17 protein-coding genes are annotated in these 19,861 nt (G+C 70.9%); 12 read left to right on the forward strand and 5 right to left on the reverse strand.

Features of this window, described 5'->3' with window-relative positions; translation table 11 throughout:
- Nucleotides 1-61: 61 nt before the first annotated feature.
- Nucleotides 62-1,144, reverse strand: a complete 1,083-nt coding sequence (locus tag SACE_RS22435; RefSeq protein ID WP_009943490.1) for a DUF4185 domain-containing protein — start codon at nucleotides 1,142-1,144, stop codon at nucleotides 62-64.
- Nucleotides 1,145-1,262: 118 nt separating this feature from the next.
- Between SACE_RS22435 and ykgO the strand changes: the two genes are divergently transcribed.
- Nucleotides 1,263-1,385, forward strand: a complete 123-nt coding sequence (ykgO, locus tag SACE_RS22440) for a type B 50S ribosomal protein L36 (protein ID WP_009943488.1) — start codon at nucleotides 1,263-1,265, stop codon at nucleotides 1,383-1,385.
- A gap of 254 nt (nucleotides 1,386-1,639) precedes the next feature.
- Nucleotides 1,640-2,383, forward strand: a complete 744-nt coding sequence (locus tag SACE_RS22445; protein ID WP_081468247.1) for a VOC family protein — start codon at nucleotides 1,640-1,642, stop codon at nucleotides 2,381-2,383.
- Nucleotides 2,384-2,584: 201 nt separating this feature from the next.
- Here SACE_RS22445 and SACE_RS22450 read toward each other — a convergent pair whose 3' ends face one another.
- Nucleotides 2,585-3,616, reverse strand: coding sequence for a LacI family DNA-binding transcriptional regulator (locus SACE_RS22450; RefSeq protein WP_009943483.1), 1,032 nt, complete (start codon nucleotides 3,614-3,616; stop codon nucleotides 2,585-2,587).
- 227 nt (nucleotides 3,617-3,843) lie between these two features.
- Between SACE_RS22450 and SACE_RS22455 the strand changes: the two genes are divergently transcribed.
- The 10 genes from SACE_RS22455 (at nucleotide 3,844) to SACE_RS22500 (ending at nucleotide 14,982) form a co-directional block, all read left to right on the forward strand.
- Nucleotides 3,844-5,025 carry an amino acid ABC transporter substrate-binding protein gene (locus SACE_RS22455; RefSeq protein WP_009943482.1) on the forward strand — a complete coding sequence of 394 codons (1,182 nt, stop codon included), beginning with the start codon at nucleotides 3,844-3,846 and terminating at the stop codon, nucleotides 5,023-5,025.
- Between the two features lie 7 nt (nucleotides 5,026-5,032).
- Nucleotides 5,033-5,917, forward strand: a complete 885-nt coding sequence (locus tag SACE_RS22460) for a branched-chain amino acid ABC transporter permease (protein ID WP_009943480.1) — start codon at nucleotides 5,033-5,035, stop codon at nucleotides 5,915-5,917.
- Nucleotides 5,901-6,977 (forward strand): branched-chain amino acid ABC transporter permease, encoded by a 1,077-nt coding sequence (locus tag SACE_RS22465; RefSeq protein ID WP_231849730.1) that lies wholly within the window; start codon nucleotides 5,901-5,903, stop codon nucleotides 6,975-6,977. The genes SACE_RS22460 and SACE_RS22465 overlap by 17 nt, the downstream gene beginning before the upstream one ends.
- A complete protein-coding gene (locus tag SACE_RS22470) occupies nucleotides 6,974-7,729 on the forward strand; it encodes an ABC transporter ATP-binding protein (protein ID WP_009943478.1) in 756 nt (251 codons plus the stop codon). The genes SACE_RS22465 and SACE_RS22470 overlap by 4 nt, the downstream gene beginning before the upstream one ends.
- Nucleotides 7,719-8,534, forward strand: coding sequence for an ABC transporter ATP-binding protein (locus tag SACE_RS22475; protein ID WP_009943477.1), 816 nt, complete (start codon nucleotides 7,719-7,721; stop codon nucleotides 8,532-8,534). Before SACE_RS22470 ends, SACE_RS22475 begins: the two co-directional genes overlap by 11 nt.
- Entirely contained in the window at nucleotides 8,531-9,682 is a 1,152-nt protein-coding gene (locus SACE_RS22480; protein WP_021341480.1) for a Gfo/Idh/MocA family protein, read from the forward strand. The genes SACE_RS22475 and SACE_RS22480 overlap by 4 nt, the downstream gene beginning before the upstream one ends.
- Nucleotides 9,679-10,845 (forward strand): dihydrodipicolinate synthase family protein, encoded by a 1,167-nt coding sequence (locus tag SACE_RS22485; protein WP_009943475.1) that lies wholly within the window; start codon nucleotides 9,679-9,681, stop codon nucleotides 10,843-10,845. Before SACE_RS22480 ends, SACE_RS22485 begins: the two co-directional genes overlap by 4 nt.
- Nucleotides 10,842-11,756, forward strand: coding sequence for a sugar phosphate isomerase/epimerase family protein (locus tag SACE_RS22490; RefSeq protein ID WP_009943474.1), 915 nt, complete (start codon nucleotides 10,842-10,844; stop codon nucleotides 11,754-11,756). The genes SACE_RS22485 and SACE_RS22490 overlap by 4 nt, the downstream gene beginning before the upstream one ends.
- 18 nt (nucleotides 11,757-11,774) lie before the next feature.
- Entirely contained in the window at nucleotides 11,775-12,464 is a 690-nt protein-coding gene (locus tag SACE_RS22495; RefSeq protein WP_009943472.1) for a hypothetical protein, read from the forward strand.
- A 199-nt stretch (nucleotides 12,465-12,663) separates the two neighbouring features.
- Nucleotides 12,664-14,982: a PQQ-dependent sugar dehydrogenase gene (locus SACE_RS22500; protein WP_011874407.1), complete on the forward strand. Its 2,319-nt coding sequence runs from the start codon at nucleotides 12,664-12,666 to the stop codon at nucleotides 14,980-14,982.
- 84 nt (nucleotides 14,983-15,066) lie between these two features.
- Here the strand turns inward: SACE_RS22500 and SACE_RS22505 are convergent, their stop codons facing one another.
- The 3 genes from SACE_RS22505 to rox form a co-directional block, all read right to left on the reverse strand.
- Entirely contained in the window at nucleotides 15,067-16,557 is a 1,491-nt protein-coding gene (locus SACE_RS22505; RefSeq protein WP_009943470.1) for a DHA2 family efflux MFS transporter permease subunit, read from the reverse strand.
- A gap of 400 nt (nucleotides 16,558-16,957) precedes the next feature.
- On the reverse strand, nucleotides 16,958-18,049 hold the full coding sequence (locus SACE_RS22510) for a hypothetical protein (RefSeq protein ID WP_009943469.1): 1,092 nt from the start codon (nucleotides 18,047-18,049) through the stop codon (nucleotides 16,958-16,960).
- A gap of 191 nt (nucleotides 18,050-18,240) precedes the next feature.
- Entirely contained in the window at nucleotides 18,241-19,668 is a 1,428-nt protein-coding gene (gene rox, locus SACE_RS22515; protein ID WP_009943468.1) for a rifampin monooxygenase, read from the reverse strand.
- Nucleotides 19,669-19,861 lie beyond the last annotated feature (193 nt).

The raw sequence follows: 19,861 nt of genomic DNA on the forward strand, positions 1-19,861 counted from the left end.
CACATCCTCGCGGTGATCAGCCACCGGTGAGATCGCCGCGCCTGACGATTCCGGCCGGCGACTACCCCAGCCGCATGCGCATGAGGCGGACGTTGTACTGCTCCCACTGCGACATCACGAAATACACCTCGCCGCGAGATCCCATCTCCGGGTGGATGAACGGCGCGTAGAGGCCGGGATAGTCGCGGCTGCTGACGACTTCCCGGGCCGGGCTCCACGGCCCGATGGGAGTCGGCGAGGTCCGCAGCACGATCGCCGCGCGCCGTTCGTCGAGGTACATCGCCATCCAGCACCGGCAATACTTGCGGTATCCGACGGAAAGCTCACCGACGGCGTCCCCGAACACCGGCCTGGCGCGTGCTTCGTCGGGCCGCCACGCCAAGCCGTCCCAGTACTCGTACGCGGCCTTGTCGAGGACCTCGTCGTCGCGCACCCGCGCCAGCGAGGCAGACCCGAACCGGCCGTTGGGCTTCCCGAACAGGTACACGTACCGGTCGTCGCGGACCAGCGCCGCCAGCTGGAACCCGTTGCCGCCATCCGAGTTGTCCCAGCGCGGTGTTGCGGCCTTGGTCCAGCGCGCGCCACCGTCATCGGAGTAGGCGATGCCGGCGTAGTTGGTGCGCCAGTGGCCGGGAGCGCCCCACGAGCGGACCGACATGTAGTGCAGGTACTGCCGACCGCGGACCGAGATTCCCGCCGTGGGGTTGACCGTGTACTCCTGCACGGCGGTATCCCGGGGTATCACCTCGCCCGCCCGGCCCGGCGAGTCCTGGACCATGTCCGCGATGACCAGGCCGACGGACGGCGGACCCAACGTGGTGCGGCCCAGCGCGTTCGCCCGCCAGTCCAGGTCGCCCCGCGCCCCGTGGCCGCTGCCGCCGGGCCCGAACGTGTCCCCGAAGGCCATCAGCACACCGCCGCGACCGTCGGTCCACATGATCCCCAGGTCCGTTCCGTGGACCCGGAACCGGAGATCGGTGCGATTCGGCGACTCCGCACCGGTCACCCAGCCGACCGCGCTCACCTCGGCGACGCGCGGCACCGGCTCCGCCCCGGCCTGCGGCGTGAGCACGCAGGCGAGCAGCACGACGGCCCCGGCGAAGGAGCCGATCCGCCGCCGACCAGCGGGCGCGAAAACGGCCACTCCTGATTGTCAACCCTCCAGGCGCCGGCAGCATCTATCGAGACACCTAGTTGGTAACGATAATCATTATCGTCTATGCTTGCGGCCGCCAGCACGCCGGCACACGGGAAGGAAGCACATGAAGGTGAGAGCGTCGCTCAAGTCCCTGAAGGACAAGGACGGCTCCCAGGTGGTCCGCCGCCGGGGCAAGCTCTACGTCGTCAACAAGCGCAACCCCCGGTGGAAGGGACGCCAGGGCTGACGCCCCACGGATCAGGCGCCCAAGTCCCCACGGGCGGGGAGGCGAAGCCGTCTCCCCGCCGGCGCTTGCACGTGAGCACCGTGGCGCCTTCGTCGGCTGTTCCGTCTATCCGGTGTCCCGCGGTGAGAACGGCGCGTCAACGCCGGGCACGTGCCCTGGAGCCATGTGCGGCGATTCGCCCAGCCGAGTAGAACTGACCGGGACGGGACCAGTGCTCGATGACCGCGAGGGCGGAACCCTTGACCGACACGGCGATGCCGAAGAACGAAACGACGATCCCGGTTCTTCCCTGTGCGTCACTGGAGGACACGCTCGACTTCTACGAGATGCTCGGTTTCGAGGTCACCTACAAGCAGAAGAAGCCGTACCTGTACCTCGCGCTGAGGTGCAGCGGATTCGAAGTCCACTTCGGTGCCGGCCCCGAAGGCATGGACCCCAGCCTCGAGAACGCCGGAGGCTGCCTGGTCATGGTGGACGAAGTCGCGCCGTACCACGCCGAGTTCACCCAGTCCATGCGGCGGGCCCACGGCAAGGTGCTGGTGTCCGGACGGCCGCGGATCACGCGCCTGCGGCCCGGGGCGAGCCGCTTCACGCTCGTCGACCCCTCGGGCAACTCGCTCGTCTTCATCCGGCGCGACGAACCGGCGGAACTGGAGTACGGCGGTTCCAAGGAACTGCAGGGCCTGGCCAGGGCGCTCGACAACGCGCGGATCCTCCGCGACTTCAAGAACGACGACCTCGCGGCGTTCAGAGCACTGAAGTCCGCCCTGCGCAGGCACGGGGACAAGGCTGCGCCGGTCGATCGGGCCGTCGCGTTGGCGACCCTCGTCGAGCTCGCCATCGCCCGCGACGACCGCGACGGGATCGACGAGTGGATCGCCGAGCTGCGAAGCATCCCCCTGGACGCCCAGGAGAAGCGCGTCATCGAGGACAAGCTGCGCGAGGCCACGGACCCCAAGTCGTGGCTTGCGGAAACCGGCACCCCGCCGGAGGAGTAGAGCGGCGACCGCGACCGTCCGCTCTTGCGCCGCGGTGGCCACGCGTCGCCGCAGCGCTCACTCGTAGTCCGGGCTGAAGACGCGGCCCTTGTAGAACCGGGCATCGGACCAGCCGCGCTCATCGGCGGGCTCGCCGCGTTCCCCGTCAGGATCCAGACGCCACAAGCCCACCCACCTTCCCCGCCGCGACGCGGCCGCTCCCTACTCGCGAGGCGGGGCCGTGGACTCGCGGACGACCAGGGTGTGCGCCGTGGAACGGCGGCGCGGCCGGGACGACTGCGGCTTCAACGCCAGCAGGAGCGCCTGCTCCCCCATCTCTGTCATGGGCAGCCGCACCGTGGTCAGCGCGGGCGACAGGTGCTCGGCGACGGCCACGTCGTCGAAGCCCGCGACCGACATCTCCCCCGGCACCGCGATCCCGCGCGCCCGCAGTGCCGACAGCACACCGATGGCCATGTCGTCGTTGAGCGCGATCACCGCTGTCACGTCCGGATGTTCCTCGAGGATCCGCCACGTGGCATGGAAGCCGCCCTCGCGTGTGAAGGCGGCTTCGACCACCGGGACGTCGTCGAGGGTGAGCCCGGCCTCGCCGAGGGCCTGCCCCGCGCCGGCGAGCCGGTCGGCGACCGTGGTCAGCGCAGGCGGCCCGGCGGCGAAGGCGATCCGCCGATGCCCCAGCGAAAGCACGTGCTCGGTGATGGTCCGGCCGCCCGCGGTGTTGTCCGGCAGCACCGCGTCCGTGCCGAGGTGGTGGCGGCCGATGACCGCGACCCGGCCACCGGACGCCTGGAACGCCTGCAACTCCTTCTTGACCGCCGCCTGCGCCCGCGCGTCCACGAAACCCGAACCGGCGATGAGGATCGCGCGCACGCGGTTGGCGATGAGCGTGCGGACCTGGGCCAGCTCGTTGTCCGGGTCGCGGCCGGTGTGGCAGATCTGCACGGTCAGCCCCTGCCGGGCACCGACCCGCAGCACACCGCTGGCGATCTCGGTGAAGTAGGGGTCGCCGATCTCGTGCACGAGCAGCCCGACGCTCGTGCTGGCCCCGCCGGCCAGGGTGCGGGCGTGCACGTTGGCGACGTAGCCCATCCGCTCGGCCACCTCGCGCACCCGCTGGGCGATGACGTCGCTGACGCCCGCCGACCCCGACAGCGCGCGGGAGGCCGCCGCGATCGAGACCCCGGCCTCCTCGGCGACGTCGACGAGCCGGAGCCTCGCGCGCTCCTGTGCCATCTGCGCCTCTCCCTCCGTCGCGCGGCCCGCCGGGCACCACCACCCGGCGCGTCGTGCCCGTGACACCGCCGGTAGGTCCTCCGGACCCCGCACATGATCCCCGGTGCCCCTTGCCGCAGCCGCCCGCGGTCCCTATTCTGCCGTAAGCGCTTTCGAAAGCGCTTACGGATGCCCCCAACGACGGGTGGACCATGAAAACTAAAAACGGTCTCCGGCTCGGAGCCCTCGTGACCAGCGCGGCCCTCGTGCTGACCGGTTGCCTCAGCTCGAGCGCCGGCCAGGGCGGTGATGACACGATCAGGATCGGCATCTCCCTGCCGCTCACCGGCGACTTCTCCGAGCCGGGCAAGGGCGTGCGCCGCGGTTACGAGGCGTGGGCCGACTACGTCAACGCCCGCGGCGGGCTCCTCGGCCGCCGGGTCGAGCTGATGATCCTCGACGACCAGTCCAGCGCCGACCGGGTCGCCGCCGACTACGAGAAGCTGATCAACCAGAACGGCGCGGACCTGGTGTTCGGGCCGTTCTCCACCCGCCTGGTCATCCCGGCCGCCCAGGTCGCCAAGGACTACGGCTTCCTGTTCGTCGAACCGGCGGGCGCCGCCGAGGAGGTCTTCGCCCAGGGCTTCGACAACCTCTTCTACGCCGCGCCCGCGGTCGCCGAGGACCACTACAACCACCTGGCGGCGGCGATCCTGGCGATGCCCCCGGAGCGGCGGCCGAAGACCGCGGCGTACGCGGCGATGGACGACCCGTTCGCGCAGGGCACCGCGTACGGGCTCAAGGAGAAGCTCGAGCGGGCGGGCATCCGCACGGTGGTCGACGAGGTCTACCCGCCCAACACCACCGACTTCGGCTCCATCGCCGCGAAGATCGCCGACTCGCGGGCCGACCTGGTGGTCGGCGGCACGCAGTACCAGGACGCGGTGAACCTCATCGTGACGCTGCGCCAACTCGGCTACCAGCCCGCGATGGCCGCGTTCTCCACCGCGCCGACCAATCCCGAGTTCCCCAAGGCGATCGGCGCGCAGACCGAGGGCATCCTCTCCCCCACCGGCTACACGCCGGAAGCGGACTACCCGTCCAACAAGGAGTTCGTGGCCCACTACACCGCGATGCACGGGTCCACACCCACCGAGGACGAGGCCAACGCCTGGACCACCGGGCAGGTCGTGGCCGCCGCCGTGCAGGCGGTCGGCTGCGCCGACCCGGACCTCGGCTGCCAGCGCAGGCTCATCGACTGGCTGCACGCCAACTCGGTCGACACCGTCGTCGGCAAGCTCAGCTGGGATGCCACCGGAAAGCCGCAGGGCGCGCACCTGATCCAGCAGTACGTCGGCGGGCAGATCCGGATCGTCCTGCCCGCCGACACCAGGGAAGCGGACCTGGTCCACCCGAAACCGACGTGGTGAGGTCGACGTGAGCGGATCCCTCCTCCTGCAGAGCCTCCTGCTCGGCGTGCTGCTCGGCGGTCTCTACGCCCTCCTGGCGGCAGGTCTGACGCTGTACTTCGGCGTGATGCGCGTGGTGATGCTCGCGCACTCGGCGTTCCTCATCCTCGCGGCGTACCTGGCGTGGTTCTTCACCGTGCAGACCGGCCTGGACCCGCTGCTGTCGCTGGTGTTCACCGTCCCGCTGTTCTTCGGCATCGGAGTGGGCATGCAGCGGCTGCTGATCTCCCGGCTGCGCCCGGCGACGCTGACGATGATGTCGGTGCTGCTGACGTTCTCGATCGCGCTGCTGATCGAGGGAATGCTCGGTTTCGCCTTCACCGGGACCCACCGCCGGATCAGCCTGCCCTACTCCGGAGCCGACATCGCGGTCTTCGGCGCCAGCATCCCCGTGGTCAAGCTGATCGCCTTCGGCCTCGCCGCGCTGTCGCTGGCTGGGCTGTACGTGCTGCTGAAGGCCACCCGGTTCGGCCAGGCGCTGCGCGCGACGATCCAGCACGGGGAAGCCGCCCAGCTGGTCGGCATCAACACCGACCGGATCGCGGGCTACGGGTTCGGGCTCGGGCTGGCCACGGCCGCGATCGGCGGCACGGCGCTGGCGCTGGACTCGACGATCTACCCGTCGCTGCACTGGCACTGGATCGGACCGCTGATGGCGATCATCGTCGTCGGCGGGCTCGGCAGCATCCCCGGTGCGGCGATCGCCGCGATGGTGCTCGGCCTGGGCCAGAGCCTGCTGCAGATCCCGCTCGGGACCACCTGGGCGCAAACGCTGTTCTACGTAGCGCTGTTCGCCACCTTGATGCTGCACCCCCAGGGATTCTTCGGAGGCCGCCTTGCGCAGCGATTCTGACGCCGTGGGCGTCGCGCTCCGCGCCGGCAGGGTGATCGGGTTGCTCGCGCTGGCCGCGCTGGTGATCGCGTTCCCCAGCCTGGCGCCGGACCCGTTCATCCTGTCCGTCGGCGTGGTGATCACCAGCTACGCCGTGCTCGCCACGTCGTGGAACTTCGTCGGCGGGTTCACCGGCTACATCTCGCTGGGCCACGCCGCCTACTCCGGACTCGGCGCCTACGCCACGGGGCTGCTGATCGTCCGCGCCGGGTTCGACCCGTGGGTGGCGCTGTTCGCCGGCGGCGTGCTGGTCGCGCTGCTGGCGGTCCCGATCGGCATCGCCAGCCTGCGGGTCCGCGGCGCGTCGTTCGTCATCGTCTCGATCGCGCTCGTGCTGATCACGCTGCTGGTCTTCCAGAGCTGGGGCGATTTCACCGGCGGCTCCGACGGACTGCGGGTTCCCCGTCCATTCGGGCCGGACGTCATGCGCCCCGAACAGCACGAGCGGTTCTTCTACCTGCACGCCGCGCTCCTGGCCGTCGCGCTGCTGTGCTGGTGGGTCATCGACCGCTCCCGCTTCGGCGCGGGGCTCAAGGCGATCCGCGAGGACGAGGACAAGGCCCAGTCGCTCGGCGTGCCGACCTTCGCCTACAAACTGGTGGCGTTCGTCGTCTCGGCGTTCTTCACCGCGCTGGCGGGCGGCCTCTACGCGCTGTGGTTCGGCTTCCTGGACCCCGTCTTCCAGTTCTCCATCCTGGCTGGTTCGTACCTGGTGCTGATGAGCCTGCTCGGCGGCATCCGAAGCCTGTTCGGGCCGGTTCTGGGCGCGGTGGTCGTCGGCTACGCCATGGAGTACTTCAAGGCCCAGTACGGCGACACCCAGCTGCACCTGGTCGCGATGGGCGTGCTGCTCGCGGTGGTGGTGCTGTTCATGCCCGACGGGATCATCCCCGCGCTCAACGGGCTGGTGAACCGGTTCCGCCCGCGTGCGGCGTCGATCCGCGAGGTCACCCAGGGCGAGCTCGCCGAACGGCGCCGCGAGGCCGAGCCGCCCACGTCGAAGCAGGAGGTGGGCCGATGAGCACGGCTGGAGCCCCGGGCGCGCGGGGACTGGAAACGACGGGGCTGACCAAGTCCTTCGGCGGTGTGCGCGCCGTGGACGACGCGAGCGTGGTTTTCCACCACGGCGCGGTGAACGCGCTGATCGGCCCCAACGGGTCGGGCAAGACCACCTTCTTCAACTGCGTCACCGGGCTGGTCAAACCGGATTCCGGCATCGCGAGCTACCGCGGCGAGGACATCACCGGCAGGCCGCCGCACCGGATCGCCCGCGCGGGGATCGGGCGCAGCTTCCAGCTCTGCCGGATCTTCCCGCGCATGACGGTCCTGGAGAACATGCTGGTCCCGGCGCGCTCGCGGTCGCTGCTCGGACGGCTGCGGTCGGCGCGCCAGCGCGACGACGTGGACCGGGCGCGCGAACTGCTCGCCCGCGTCGGCATCGAGCACCTGGAGGATGCCGAGGCACGCGATCTCTCCTACGGACAGCAGAAGCTGCTGGAGCTCGCGGGCGTGCTTATGGCCGACCCCGAGACGATCATGCTCGACGAGCCCGCGGGCGGGGTGAACCCCGCGCTGATCGACCGGATCTCGGCTCTGGTGCGAGCGCTCAACGCCGAGGGCAGGACCTTCCTCATCGTCGAGCACAACATGGACCTGGTCATGAGCCTGTCCGACCACGTCGTCGTCTTCGACCGCGGCAGGCCGATCGCCGCCGGAAGCCCGGACGAAGTCCGCGACGACCCGCGAGTCCTGGAGGCCTACCTTGGGATCTGAGCAGCAGGGACCTGGGCAGCAGGGGGCGGGCGAGCACCTGCTCGAGCTCGTCGACATCGAGGCGGGCTACGGCCGCGCGGCGCTCGTGCTGCGCGGGCTCACGGTGCGGGTCCCGCCCGCGAGCGTGGTCTGCCTCGTGGGACCCAACGGCGCGGGCAAGTCCACGGTGCTCAAGGTGGCGAGCGGAATGCTCGCGCCGCGTTCGGGGCGGATCGTGGTCGGTGGTCGCGACGTCACCGGCCGGCGACCGCAGCAGATGCTCCAGGCTGGTCTGTCGCACGTGCTCCAGGGCCACAGCGTGTTCAAGGAGATGTCGGTGGCCGAGAACGTGCTGCTCGGCGCCTACACCGTCAAGGACAGGTCCGAGGTCGCCGAGCGCGCCGCGTTCGTCAGGGACCTCTTCCCCGTCGTGGCCCAGCGGTGGGACTCGCTGGCCGGCGTACTCTCCGGCGGGCAGCAGAAGCAGGTCGAGTTCGCCCGCTCGCTGATGGTCAGTCCGCGCGTGGTGCTGCTGGACGAACCGTCGATGGGCCTGGACCCCCGGGCGACCAACACCGTTTTCGAGCAGGTGCTGCGGATGCGCGACGCGGGCACGGCGGTCCTGCTCGTCGAGCAGAACGCCCGCCACGCGCTGGAGACCGCCGACCTGGGTTGCGTCCTCGACCTCGGCCGGGTGCACGTCTCCGGCCCGGCCGCCGACCTGCTCGCCGACCCGCAACTGGGCGAGCTCTACCTCGGACAGCGCCGCGCCTCCGGCTCGGCGCCCCACCCGACCACTACGACATCGCCTCGGGAGCCAGCATGAGCGATCACACGTACCGAATCCTGATGAACGGCGTCACCGGCCGGATGGGCTACCACCAGCACCTGCTGCGCTCGGTGCTCGCGATCCGCGACGACGGCGGGGTGGCCCTCGACGATGGCGGCCGGATCCAGGTCGAGCCGGTCCTGGTGGGCCGCAACGCCGACAAGCTCGCGCGCATCGCCGACCAGCACGGGGTCTCGGAGTGGAGCACCGACCTCGACGCCCTGCTCGCCGAGGACGACGCCCGGATCTACTTCGACACCCAGGCCACCTCCGAGCGCAAGAAGGCGATCCTGAAGGCCGTGGCCGCGGGAAAGCACGTCTACACCGAGAAGCCCGTGGCCTCCTCGGTCGCCGAGGGGGAGGAGCTGGTCAGGGCCGCCGAGTCGAGCGGGATCACCCACGGCGTCGTGCACGACAAGATCTTCCTGCCGGGACTGCGCAAGCTCAAGCGCCTGGTGGAGGCCGGCTTCTTCGGCCGCATCCTGTCCGTGCGCGGCGAGTTCGGCTACTGGGTCTTCGAGGGCGACCTGCTGCCCGCGCAGCGGCCGAGCTGGAACTACCGCGCCGAGGACGGCGGCGGGGTGGTCCTGGACATGTTCTGCCACTGGAACTACGTGCTGGAGAACCTCTTCGGCCCGGTCCGGGCGGTGACCGCGAAGGCCGTCACCCACATCCCCGAGCGCTGGGACGAGCAGGGCCGCCGCTACGACGCCACCGCCGACGACGCGGCGTATGCGATCTTCGAGCTCGAAGGCGACGTGATCGCCCAGATCAACTCCTCGTGGGCGGTACGGGTCGAACGCAAGGAGCTGGTGGAGTTCCAGGTCGACGGCACGCACGGCTCGGCCGTCGCGGGCCTGTTCGGCTGCCGGGTGCAGCCGCGGGTGCGGACCCCGCGGCCGACGTGGAACCCCGACGAGCCCACCACGGAGGACTTCCGCGCCCAGTGGGACGAGGTCCCCGACAACGTGGTGTTCGGCAACGGGTTCCGCGCCCAGTGGGAACAATTCCTGCTCGACGTGCACCACGGCAGGCCGCACCCCTACGACCTCGCCGCCGGGGTGCGCGGCCTCCGGCTCGCCGAGGCCGGACTCGCCTCGTCCGCGCAGGGACGCCGCATCGAGCTGCCCGGTGGCGCCGCATGAGCACGTCCGCGCGCATCGACCTGCCCAACGCCGACGGCACCTGGACCGAGGTGCGGCTGCACGAGCCGCGGGAGTGGACCGAGCACCCGAAGCCCCACTCCTCGCGGGTCGCCTTCGCCGCCGCGCACGTGGTCGCCGATCCGCTCGGGGACAACACCCCGGGCGCACCGGCCGCGGTGGACTGGGAGTCCACATTGGCCTTCCGCCGCGAGCTTTTCCGCTACGGCCTCGGTGTGGCCGAGGCGATGGACACCGCCCAGCGCAACATGGGCCTGGACTGGGACGCGGTGCGGGAGCTGATCCGCCGCAGCGCCGAGCAGGCCCGCGCGTTCGGTGCCCGGATCGCCTCCGGGGCGGGCACCGACCACCGCGACGGGATCACCACCCTCGACGAGGTCGCCGATGCGTATGCCGAGCAGGTCGGCTTCGTGGAGTCGACCGGCTCGCAGGTGATCGTGATGGCCTCCCGCCAGCTCGCCCGGATCGCCCGGTCCGCCGAGGACTACCAGCAGGTCTACGGCACCGTGCTGCGCCAGGTCTCGGAGCCGGTGATCGTGCACTGGCTCGGCGAGGTCTTCGACCCGCACCTCGCCGGGTACTGGGGTTCGGCTGACGTGCCCACCGCCACCGCGACGTTCCTGGACCTGCTGCGCGAGCACGCCGGAAAGGTCGACGGGGTCAAGGTCTCACTGCTGTCGGCCGACCACGAACGCGCCCTGCGCGCCGCCCTTCCGGAAGGGGTGCGCCTCTACACGGGCGACGACTTCAACTACCCGGACCTGGTCCGGGGCGACTCGCAGCACCATTCGGATGCCCTGCTCGGTGCTTTCTCCGCCATCGCCCCGGCCGCGTCGGCCGCGCTCGCCGCGCTCGACGAGGGCGACGTCGCGACCTACGACGCGGAGATGGCGGCCACGTTGCCGCTGTCGCGGCACGTGTTCAGCGCGCCGACCTCCTACTACAAGACGGGAATCGCGTTCATGGCCTGGTTGTGCGGCCACCAGCCCGGTTTCACGATGGTCGGCGGGCTCCAGTCGGCGCGCGGCACCACGCACCTGGCGCGGATCTTCGCGCTCGCCAACGAGGTCCGGTTGCTGCCCGACCCCGAACTCGCCGCCCACCGGATGCGGCTGCACCTGGAAACCGCGGGAGCTCTGCGATGAGCGCTTTCCCCGACGCGGTCAGGGATCGCGACGTCCCCTCCGGTGCCGCGGCGCGGGTGTCCACTCCGGAACCCGGTGACCCGCGGCTGGCCCGGCTTTCGCTGAACCAGCGCACCACGGCGAACTGGTCGCTGCGCGAGGCGGTGGACGGCTGCACCGCGGCCGGGATCGGCTCCATCGGCGTCTGGCGGGAACCGGTCGCCGAGGCCGGCCTCGCCACCGCCGCGCGGATGATCGGCGACGCGGGGCTGCGCGTGTCGTCGGTGTGCCGAGGAGGCTTCTTCACCCCGTCGGACCCGGCGGCGCGAGCCGCCGCCCACCGTGACAACCTCGCGGCCATCGACGAGACCGCGGCGCTGGGATGCCGGACGCTCGTGCTCGTGCCCGGCGGGCTGCCGGAGGGCGACCGCGGCATCGCGGGGGCACGCTCGCGCGTCGCCGAGGCCGTCGCCGCGCTGGTGCCCCACGCTCGCGAGCGCGGGGTCCGGCTCGGCATCGAGCCGATGCACCCGGTCTTCGCCGCCGATCGCGGGGTGATCTCCACCCTCGCCCAAGCGCTCGACATCGCCGAGCAGCACCCGAGCGACGTGGCCGGAGTCGTGGTCGACACCTTCCACGTGTGGTGGGAACCGGGGATTCTGGAGCAGATCGACCGCGCGGGCGAGCGCATCGTCAGCTACCAGGTGTGCGACTGGATCACTCCGCTGCCGGCCGACACGCTGCTCAGCCGCGGGATGGTGGGCGACGGCCACATCGACTTCCCCGCCCTCACCCGGGCGGTCGCCGCCACCGGCTACCGGGGCGATGTCGAGGTCGAGATCTTCAACGCCGATGTCTGGGCCGCGCCCGGCACCGACGTCCTGGCCACGATGGCCCGCCGCTACGTGGAGTTCGTGCAGCCGTACCTATAGCGCCGGGAAGGAAACCCGATGGGAGAACGACGACTGATCGCCGCGCTGGCAGCCTGCCTGCTCGCGGTCGCGATCCCGGCGCCGGCCGCCGCTGCGCCTGCCGCCGAGCACGCCTTCGTGGTCGTGCGGCCACCGGCCACCGACCGGTTCTGGGATCCGCTGAACCCTGCGAAGTGGGCGTTCGCGCACGGTCAGGTGATCATGACCGAGCGCGGGGACGCCCCCGAAGGTCCGCGCCGCCCCTTCGAGTACGCGATCGTCGACAAAGGACCGGAGCTCGGTTCTCTGCGCTACAGCGCCGAAGTCCGGATCGACGAACCGGTCACCCGCAACGACCGCGACGTCGTACTGGTCTTCAACTACCAGTCCCCCACCCGCTTCTACTACGTGCACCTCTCGCAGGACAACACGATCTACCCGCACAACGGGATCTTCGTCGTCGACGACGCCGATCGCGAGCGCATCGACGACCAGTGGAACGGCACCACGGGCGCTCCCGCGGCGATCGACGACACCGACTGGCACGACGTCCGCCTCGACTACCGCGCGTCGACGGGCGAGATCGCGGTGCACGTCGACGACTCCGGCCTGCCGCTGATGACCGCCACGGACACGCGCTTCTCCGGCGGCCGCGTCGGCTTCGGCTCGTTCGACAACCACGGCCGCATCCGCGACGTGACCGTGGCCGGAACGGCCGCGCGGCCCTAGTGCCGTGTCTCAGATGTGGCTTGCGGAGCGGGTCGCCTGGCGGAGACCCACACCGCAAGCGGCTCCGCCGCTTGTAAAGCAGAGCCCAGCCCCGAACCCCTGCGAACACGTCGGTCCCGCCCGGGGCGGGGCCGACCGGCCACCGGCTGCCACCGGTGGCGCCGACCACCCCACAACGCCGACGGATGGAGTCCGAGAGATGGGCGTGCGAAGAAGATGGGTCTCCGCGATCACCGCGACGGTGGTCGCGGCGGCCCTGGTGGCACCAACGGCCGGTGCCGGTCCCACGACCGACCCCGACGCACCGATCACCGATCCGATCCCCGAGCAGCCGGAGCAGTCCCGCCTCGGGCTGGTCCTGCAGGAGTACGCGCAACTGCCCGCGTCGCAGGCGACGCCGCCCGCGACCGACCCGCGCCTGATCCGCCACAACCGGATCAACTACGTCGGCGAGGTCCCCGACGGGTCGGGCCGGATGTACGTGCCCGACCTCAACGGCCCGCTCTACCTGCTCGACGGTGGGCGACAGCACGTCTACCTGGACTTCAAGGAGCGCTTCGAGCACTTCTACTCCGGCCGCGGCATGGGCAGCGGTTTCGGCTTCGTCACCTTCCACCCGGAGTTCGCCGGGAACGGCCGGTTCTACACGGTGCACACCGAGGACGAGGAGGCGATCGCCACCGAGGAGCCCACCTACCCGAACCAACCGGACGCGTTCGTGCAGAGCGTGGTCACCGAGTGGACGGCCGACGACCCGTCCGCCGAGAAGTTCTCGGGAACCAGCCGGGAGATCTTCCGCTTCGGGTTCAGCACCCAGATCCACGCCATCCAGCAGATCGACTTCAACCCGACCGCCAGGCCCGGCGACCCCGACTACGGCCTGCTCTACATGGCGGTCGGTGACGGGGGAATCGGACTGGACACCGACATCCCGCAGGACATGAGCACACCGGCGGGCAAGATCCTGCGGATCGATCCCGACGGCACCGACGGACCCAACGGCCAGTACGGCATCCCGGCGTCGAACCCGTTCGTCGGCAGGCCCGGTGCGATAGGCGAGATCTACGCGCTGGGGATGCGCGACCCGCACCGGTTCAGCTGGGACCCGGGCGGCAGGCACGCGATGTACCTCGGCCACATCGGCCAGCACGCGATCGAGGCGGTGTACGAGGTCCGCGCGGGCGACAACCTCGGGTGGAGCCCGCGCGAGGGACGTTTCGAGTTCCGCCCGGAGAACCAGTGCTGGCTGTACCCCCTGCCCGAGGACGACGAGAAGTACGGCTACGTCTACCCCGTGGCGGCCTACGACCACGACCCGCCGCCGAACTGGCCGTGCAACTCCGACAGCGGCCACGCCATCTCCGGTGGACAGGTCTACCGCGGGACGGATTTCCCGCGGCTGCGCGGGAAGTACATCTTCGGTGACCTCGTGGACGGCCGCGTCCTCTACACCGAGGTCGACGAGATGCGGCGCGGCGAGCAGCGCGCGCCCCTGCACGAGATGCAGCTGTTCGACACCGGCGGCAAGCGGATGCGGATGACCGACTTCGCCGAGGACGGGCGCGTGGACCTGCGCTTCGGGACCGACTCCAAGCGCAACCTCTACCTGCTCGCCAAGGCCAACGGCAAGATCTGGAAGGTCGTCGGCACCCGCACCGGCGCCGGATCCGAGGTCACCGACAGGGTCGAGCGCGACCTCGTCGCCTACTACGACTTCGAGCACCCCTTCGCGGCCGACGACTCCAGGGAGCTGGACGGAGGTTCGTCGCGCACCCTGCTCACGCAGGTCAACGGCGGCGAGGACATGCGGGTGCACGACGGCGCGTACCCGGGCAGCAACAACGCGCTCCAGGTGAAGCAGGTCGCGCCGGAGGCGAACGGCAACGACGACTGGAAGGCCGGAACCTGGGACGGTGACGCCGACGGTGTCGAGTCGCTCGGCGCATTCAACGGCGCCAAGGGCGCGACGGTGATGGGCTGGTTCAAGATCACCGGCGAGAACCCGAGCCCCAACTCCACCACACCCGAACCCGGGGACCGGTTCAACGCCGTCGGCCTGGCAGGCATCCTCAGCGGCGACTCCGACGGTCACGGCGTACGGGCGCTGCTGGAACTGATCAATGTGGACGGACAGCTCCGCCTGGTCGCACTGGGCCGGAGGCTCGACGGCGGCGCTTCCCAGACCTTCGCCGCACAGCAGAACTGGCGGGAGGTGCTCCCGCCCGGCGAATGGGTGCACCTGGCCGCGACGTTCGACTACACCACCGGTGAGATGGCGCTCTACCGCAACGGGCGGCCCCTCCCGGGCTTCTACACCGTCCCGGGCGACCCGTGGCAGGTCGACAGGACCGGGACGAGCGCGACGAACCCGCGCGGGATCAAGATCGGAGGGAGCTTCCCGCGGAACGACGTCGAACGCAATCCGTGCAACTGCCGGATGGACTCGTTGATGTTCCTCGACGCCACGGCGGGCGCGGACACGATCGCGCAGCAGTACCGCCGCTTCCTGCGGCACTGACCGCCTGTCGAGCCGCTGTCCGGCTGCGGCTCGACACGCACCGCGGCGATGGCGGCCGGCCCGGCGATCAGCCGGGCCGGCCGCTCACGCTCCGCCAGACTTCTGTGACGATCCGTGCTCGGCCGAACCCGCTCCGCCCGCTTCGCCCGGTTGCCGAGGCCGGCGCACGAAAAGCGACACGACGAACGCGAGCACACCGACGCCACCGGCGACCATGAACGACGCGTGCAGGCCGTCGGCCCCAGGAGCACCGGACGGGGCGGCGGTGCCCAGGGAGGCGACCGTCACGAACACCGCGGTGCCGAACGCGCCCGCGACCTGCTGGAGGGTGGACAGGATGGCGCTGCCGTGGGAGTGCAGGTGGTCGGGCAGCGCGCTGAGGGACTCGGTCATCAGCGGCGTCATCATCAGCCCGAGCCCGGCCATGAGCAGGACGTGGATGCCGATGACCGCGGCCAGCGGCGAGTCCGGCCCGAGCGCCGAGAACAGCCACAGCGACACCGCCATGGCCAGCGCGCCGGGGATCACCAGCGGACGTGCGCCGACGCGGTCGAACAGGCGTCCCACCGGTCGTCCCAGCAGGCCGAGGACCAGTCCGCCGGGCAGCACCGCCAGCCCGCTGACGAACGTGCTGGTGCGCAGGACGGTCTGCAGGTACAGCGGCAGCAGGATCGCCGCGGCACCCAGCAGGCACATGAACAGCAACGCGCTGAGCAGCAACGCGATGCTGAAGGCGCGGTAGGTCAGCGGCCGCAGGTCGAGCAGTGCCCGGTCGTGGCGTTGCAGGCGGAGCTGGCGGACGACGAACCCGCCGAGGGCGACCACGCCGACGGTGATCGCACCCCACGGCGGCACCGGGTGCCCTCCGCCTCCGGACTCACCGAGGGACGACAGGCCGTAGAGGACACCGCCGAAGCCCACGGCCGACAGCAACACCGAGACAAGGTCCAGCGGCACCGAGCGGGTCGTGCTGTCCAGCCGCATCCACACCGCACCGATGACCAGCGCGAGCACCGACAGCGGCAGCACGATCCAGAACATCCAGCGCCAGCCCAGCGAAGCCAGCACCGCGCCACCGATCGTCGGGCCCACGGCAGGCGCGACGGCGATGACGATGGTGATCGTGCCCATCGTCGCGCCGCGCCTCTCGGCGGGCACGAGCCGCATCACCGAGGTCATCAGCAACGGCAGCATGACCGCGGTGCCGCACGCCTGCACCAGGCGGCCTGCCAGCAGCACCGCGAAGCCCGGAGCCAGCCCGCTGATCAGCGTCCCCGCGCTGAACAGCGTCAACGAGGCCAGGAAGACCTGGCGCGGGGTGAACCGCTCCAGCAGGAAGCCGGTGGTGGGGATCACCACCGCCATGGTCACCAGGAACCCGCTGGTCAGCCACTGCACGGTCGTGGTGGACACGTCGAGGTCGACCGTGAGGTCGCGCAGCGCGACGCTGAGGATCGTCTCGTTGAGGATCATCACGAACGCCGAGACGACCAGCACCGCGATCAGCACGGCCGCGCGCCGCGGTCCGGCTTCGCGGTCGGCTTCCTCCGACTCGGCTCCCATGGTCGCGGTCATGACTTCGCACCTCCCCGGCACGAAGCGGACGGCCGACCCGGCATCCGCCGACGCGGATGATCGTGGTCCAAAAGGAAATCAGGAATCGACGATCGGTCGCCCTGCGCCACCGGCCACACGTTTCTCCCTCGCCCCCGCAGAACTCGACTCGGCTTCGTGCATGCGCGACTGCGAGTGGAAGACGCCCCCAGCGGCCGCCTCGTCGACGGTTCTTCCTGCTGTTCGACGCTGCGTGCTGTTCGACGAGCGTCGGACGGCGCAGCACTCCCCAGGTCGCCGCTTCAGCTTACGTGCCGGCGGCGGGGTGCCGGTGCGGGAAAACGACGTAAGCTTGCCCACCCTCTCGCGGGCGGGTTGCCGGCGGCGCTCTCCTGAGCGCCGCCGGCTGTCCGCCCGTGGATCAGCGGCCGTGCACGGCCGCGAAGGGCTGCGGGTCGTACGAGGAGCCCTGCGAACCAGTGCCGACCAGGCGTCCGTCGGGAAGTTCCGCGCCGGTCACGAGCGCCCCCTGCCTCGGTCCGTCGACCGGCTGCCACGAGGTGCCGTCATAGCGCAGCAACGCGTCGATGCCGAGGTTCCACAGTGCGCCCTCGGCGTGCACGAGCTCCCCGAGACCGCCGGTCTGGACCGGAGGCTGCTGCCGGCTCCACCGCGCACCGTCCCAATGCATCAGGATCGGACGGCGGCCTTCGGGGTTGTCGTACGACGCCTTGGTGGCCGAGATCCAGACGTCATCGGGCTTGTAGGCCGCGACATCGTGGACGGTGAGGAAGTCGGAGTCCCCGGTGTCCACCGGTGGCACCTGCACATGGCTCCACCGCACGGCGTCCCAGTGCATCGAGACGATCTGCTGCGGACGCTCGACGGTGGTTCCGGCCATCCAGACGTCGACCGGTGCGATGCCGCCCACACTGGTGAAGCTCTGCTGGTCGGCGGCGGGCGGCAGCGCGGCCGGCTGCCAGCCGCCATCCTGCCAACGCATGGCGAAGCTGCGTTCGAGCGGAGCGTTGCCGTCGCGATAGGCCTTGCCGATGGTCCAGACGTCCGAGCCGACGGCTGTGACGTCGCGGGGAGAGATCCGGGGAGCGTCGGGCACCTCCAGCGGGACCTCGGTCCACGCCCTGCCGTCCCAGTGGATCGTCGCGCCCGCACTGACCTTGGTGAACTGGCTGACCGCCCACGCGCTGTCCGGACCGGTCACCGCGGAGCCGACGATCTGGCCGATGTCGGGCACCGGCGCCTCCACCCACACGCCGGTGTCCTCCCGGCGGAACGCCTGCGCGGTGATCGACATCGGCGAGCCCGCCGGGCTGTAGCTGCCGAACGCCCAGGTCGCTCCGCCACCGCCGGCCGCGGTGGTCACGTACGACGCCATCCCGGGCCGGGTCGGGAACTCCTCCCCGGTCCAGACGTCCTGCGCCGACGCGGTACCTGCCGTGCCCACGACCGCGGCCAGCGCCACGGCCAGGGCCGTTCCGGTTCGTATCGACATCGCTGCCTCTCAGCCGGGATCAACTTCCCAGGAGACGCCGGGCGAACCGATCAGGTTGCCGGCGGCGCGCCGGCGTGCGAGCCCGGGAGTGCTTCTGGCTCGCCGTGGCAGCCCGAAAGACTCCCGGATCCTTCGTCGCGGGGACGCCCTTGCGATTTCCTGGCAGGATTGCGCGGCTCAGCACACCGCGGTCAGCGGGCGGGCGCGCCGAACCACCTGGGCAGCTCGCCGAGCAGCTCCCGCTGGTCTTCACCGGCCCACGCCACGTGGCCGTCCGGCCGCAGCAGCACCGCGGGCACGTCCAGTTCCTCGCTGACGTCGACGACGTGGTCGACCCGATCCGCCCAGCCCGCCACCGAGAGCCGGCCGGTCTGGTCGAGCAGCAGCCCGCGGCCGCCGTGCATCAGCTCGTAGAGGCGTCCCCGCTCCAGCCCCACGTCGCGCATCCGCCTGCCGAGCAGTTCGTGCCCGCCGCCGAAGTCGTAGCGGACGCCGATCGCGGTGATCTTCTCGATCAGGTACCGGTTGACGTCCTCGAAGTCCATCAGTTCCGACACCAGCCGGCGCACCGACCGGGCTCCCGGCTCGGAGGACAGCAGCTCGGTCTGCGCGCGGGTGTTGTCCAGCACGGCGGCGGCCACGGGGTGCCGTTCGGCGTGGTAGCTGTCCAGCAGCCCCTCCGGGGCCCGGCCGCCGACCTCGGCGGCCAGTTTCCAGCCGAGGTTGAACGCGTCCTGGATGCCGAGGTTGAGCCCCTGCCCGCCGGTCGGGGGGTGGACGTGCGCCGCGTCGCCGGCCAGCAGTACGCGGCCGGTCCGGTAGCGCTCCGCGAGCCGGGTCCCGTCGCCGAAGCGGGACAGCCAACGCGGTGAGTGCACGCCGAAGTCGGTCCCGGCGAACGACCGCACCCGCTGCCTGAGCTCCTCGAGGGTCGGCGGGACCGAGCGGTCCTCGGCCACTCCCTCGGCGGGCACGATGAGGCGGTACACACCGTCCCCGACGGGCATGGTGCCGAACCGCACATGGGTCTTGCGGACTTCGGCCACCACGGCGGCCAGCGTCTCCGGCGGCACGGCCACCTCCACCTCGCCCAGCAGGGTCTCGACCCTGGTGGGCTCGCCGGGGAAGCCGACGCCGAGCAGCTTGCGCACCGCGCTGCGGCCGCCGTCGCAGCCGACCAGGTAGCGCGAGCGCAGCTGCGTGCCGTCAGCCAGCTCGGCGGTCACCCCGTGTTCGTCCTGGTTCAGCCCGACCAGTTCGCGGCCGCGCCGGATCTCGGCGCCGAGCTCGGTGGCGCGCTCGGCCAGCAGGCGCTCGGTGATGCTCTGCGGGATGGCGAGGACGTACGAATGCGCGGTGTCCAGCCGGTCCGGCCACTGCTTGGCGATGCCGGCGAAGAAACCGCCCGCCACGACCTGCTCGCCGTGCGCGAGGAACCGCTCCAGCAGACCGCGCTGGTCCATCACCTCGACGCTGCGCGCGTGCAGGCCGAGCGCGCGGGCCTGTCCGGTCGGCTCCGCCTCCTTCTCCAGCACGAGCGCGTGCACGCCGTGCAGCCGCAACTCGCAGGCCAGCATCAAGCCGGTCGGCCCGCCGCCGACAACGATCACGTCGATCATCAACACGCCCGTTCAACGAGATTGGATGTGGGCCAGGCCCAGGTACTTCGCGAATCCCCGGTTTCCGCAGGTCCTGGCTTCGGCCGGAGATTCTGCGGCATGACCCGGGCCTTGCCGCAAGCCCCGGGGTCGGCTATAAGTTGAGAATGGGGCGGAATGGATGGCGTTTCCACTTGACGTCCCCACTGACGTC

The organism is Saccharopolyspora erythraea NRRL 2338 (genome assembly GCF_000062885.1).
Taxonomy (GTDB): domain Bacteria; phylum Actinomycetota; class Actinomycetes; order Mycobacteriales; family Pseudonocardiaceae; genus Saccharopolyspora_D; species Saccharopolyspora_D erythraea.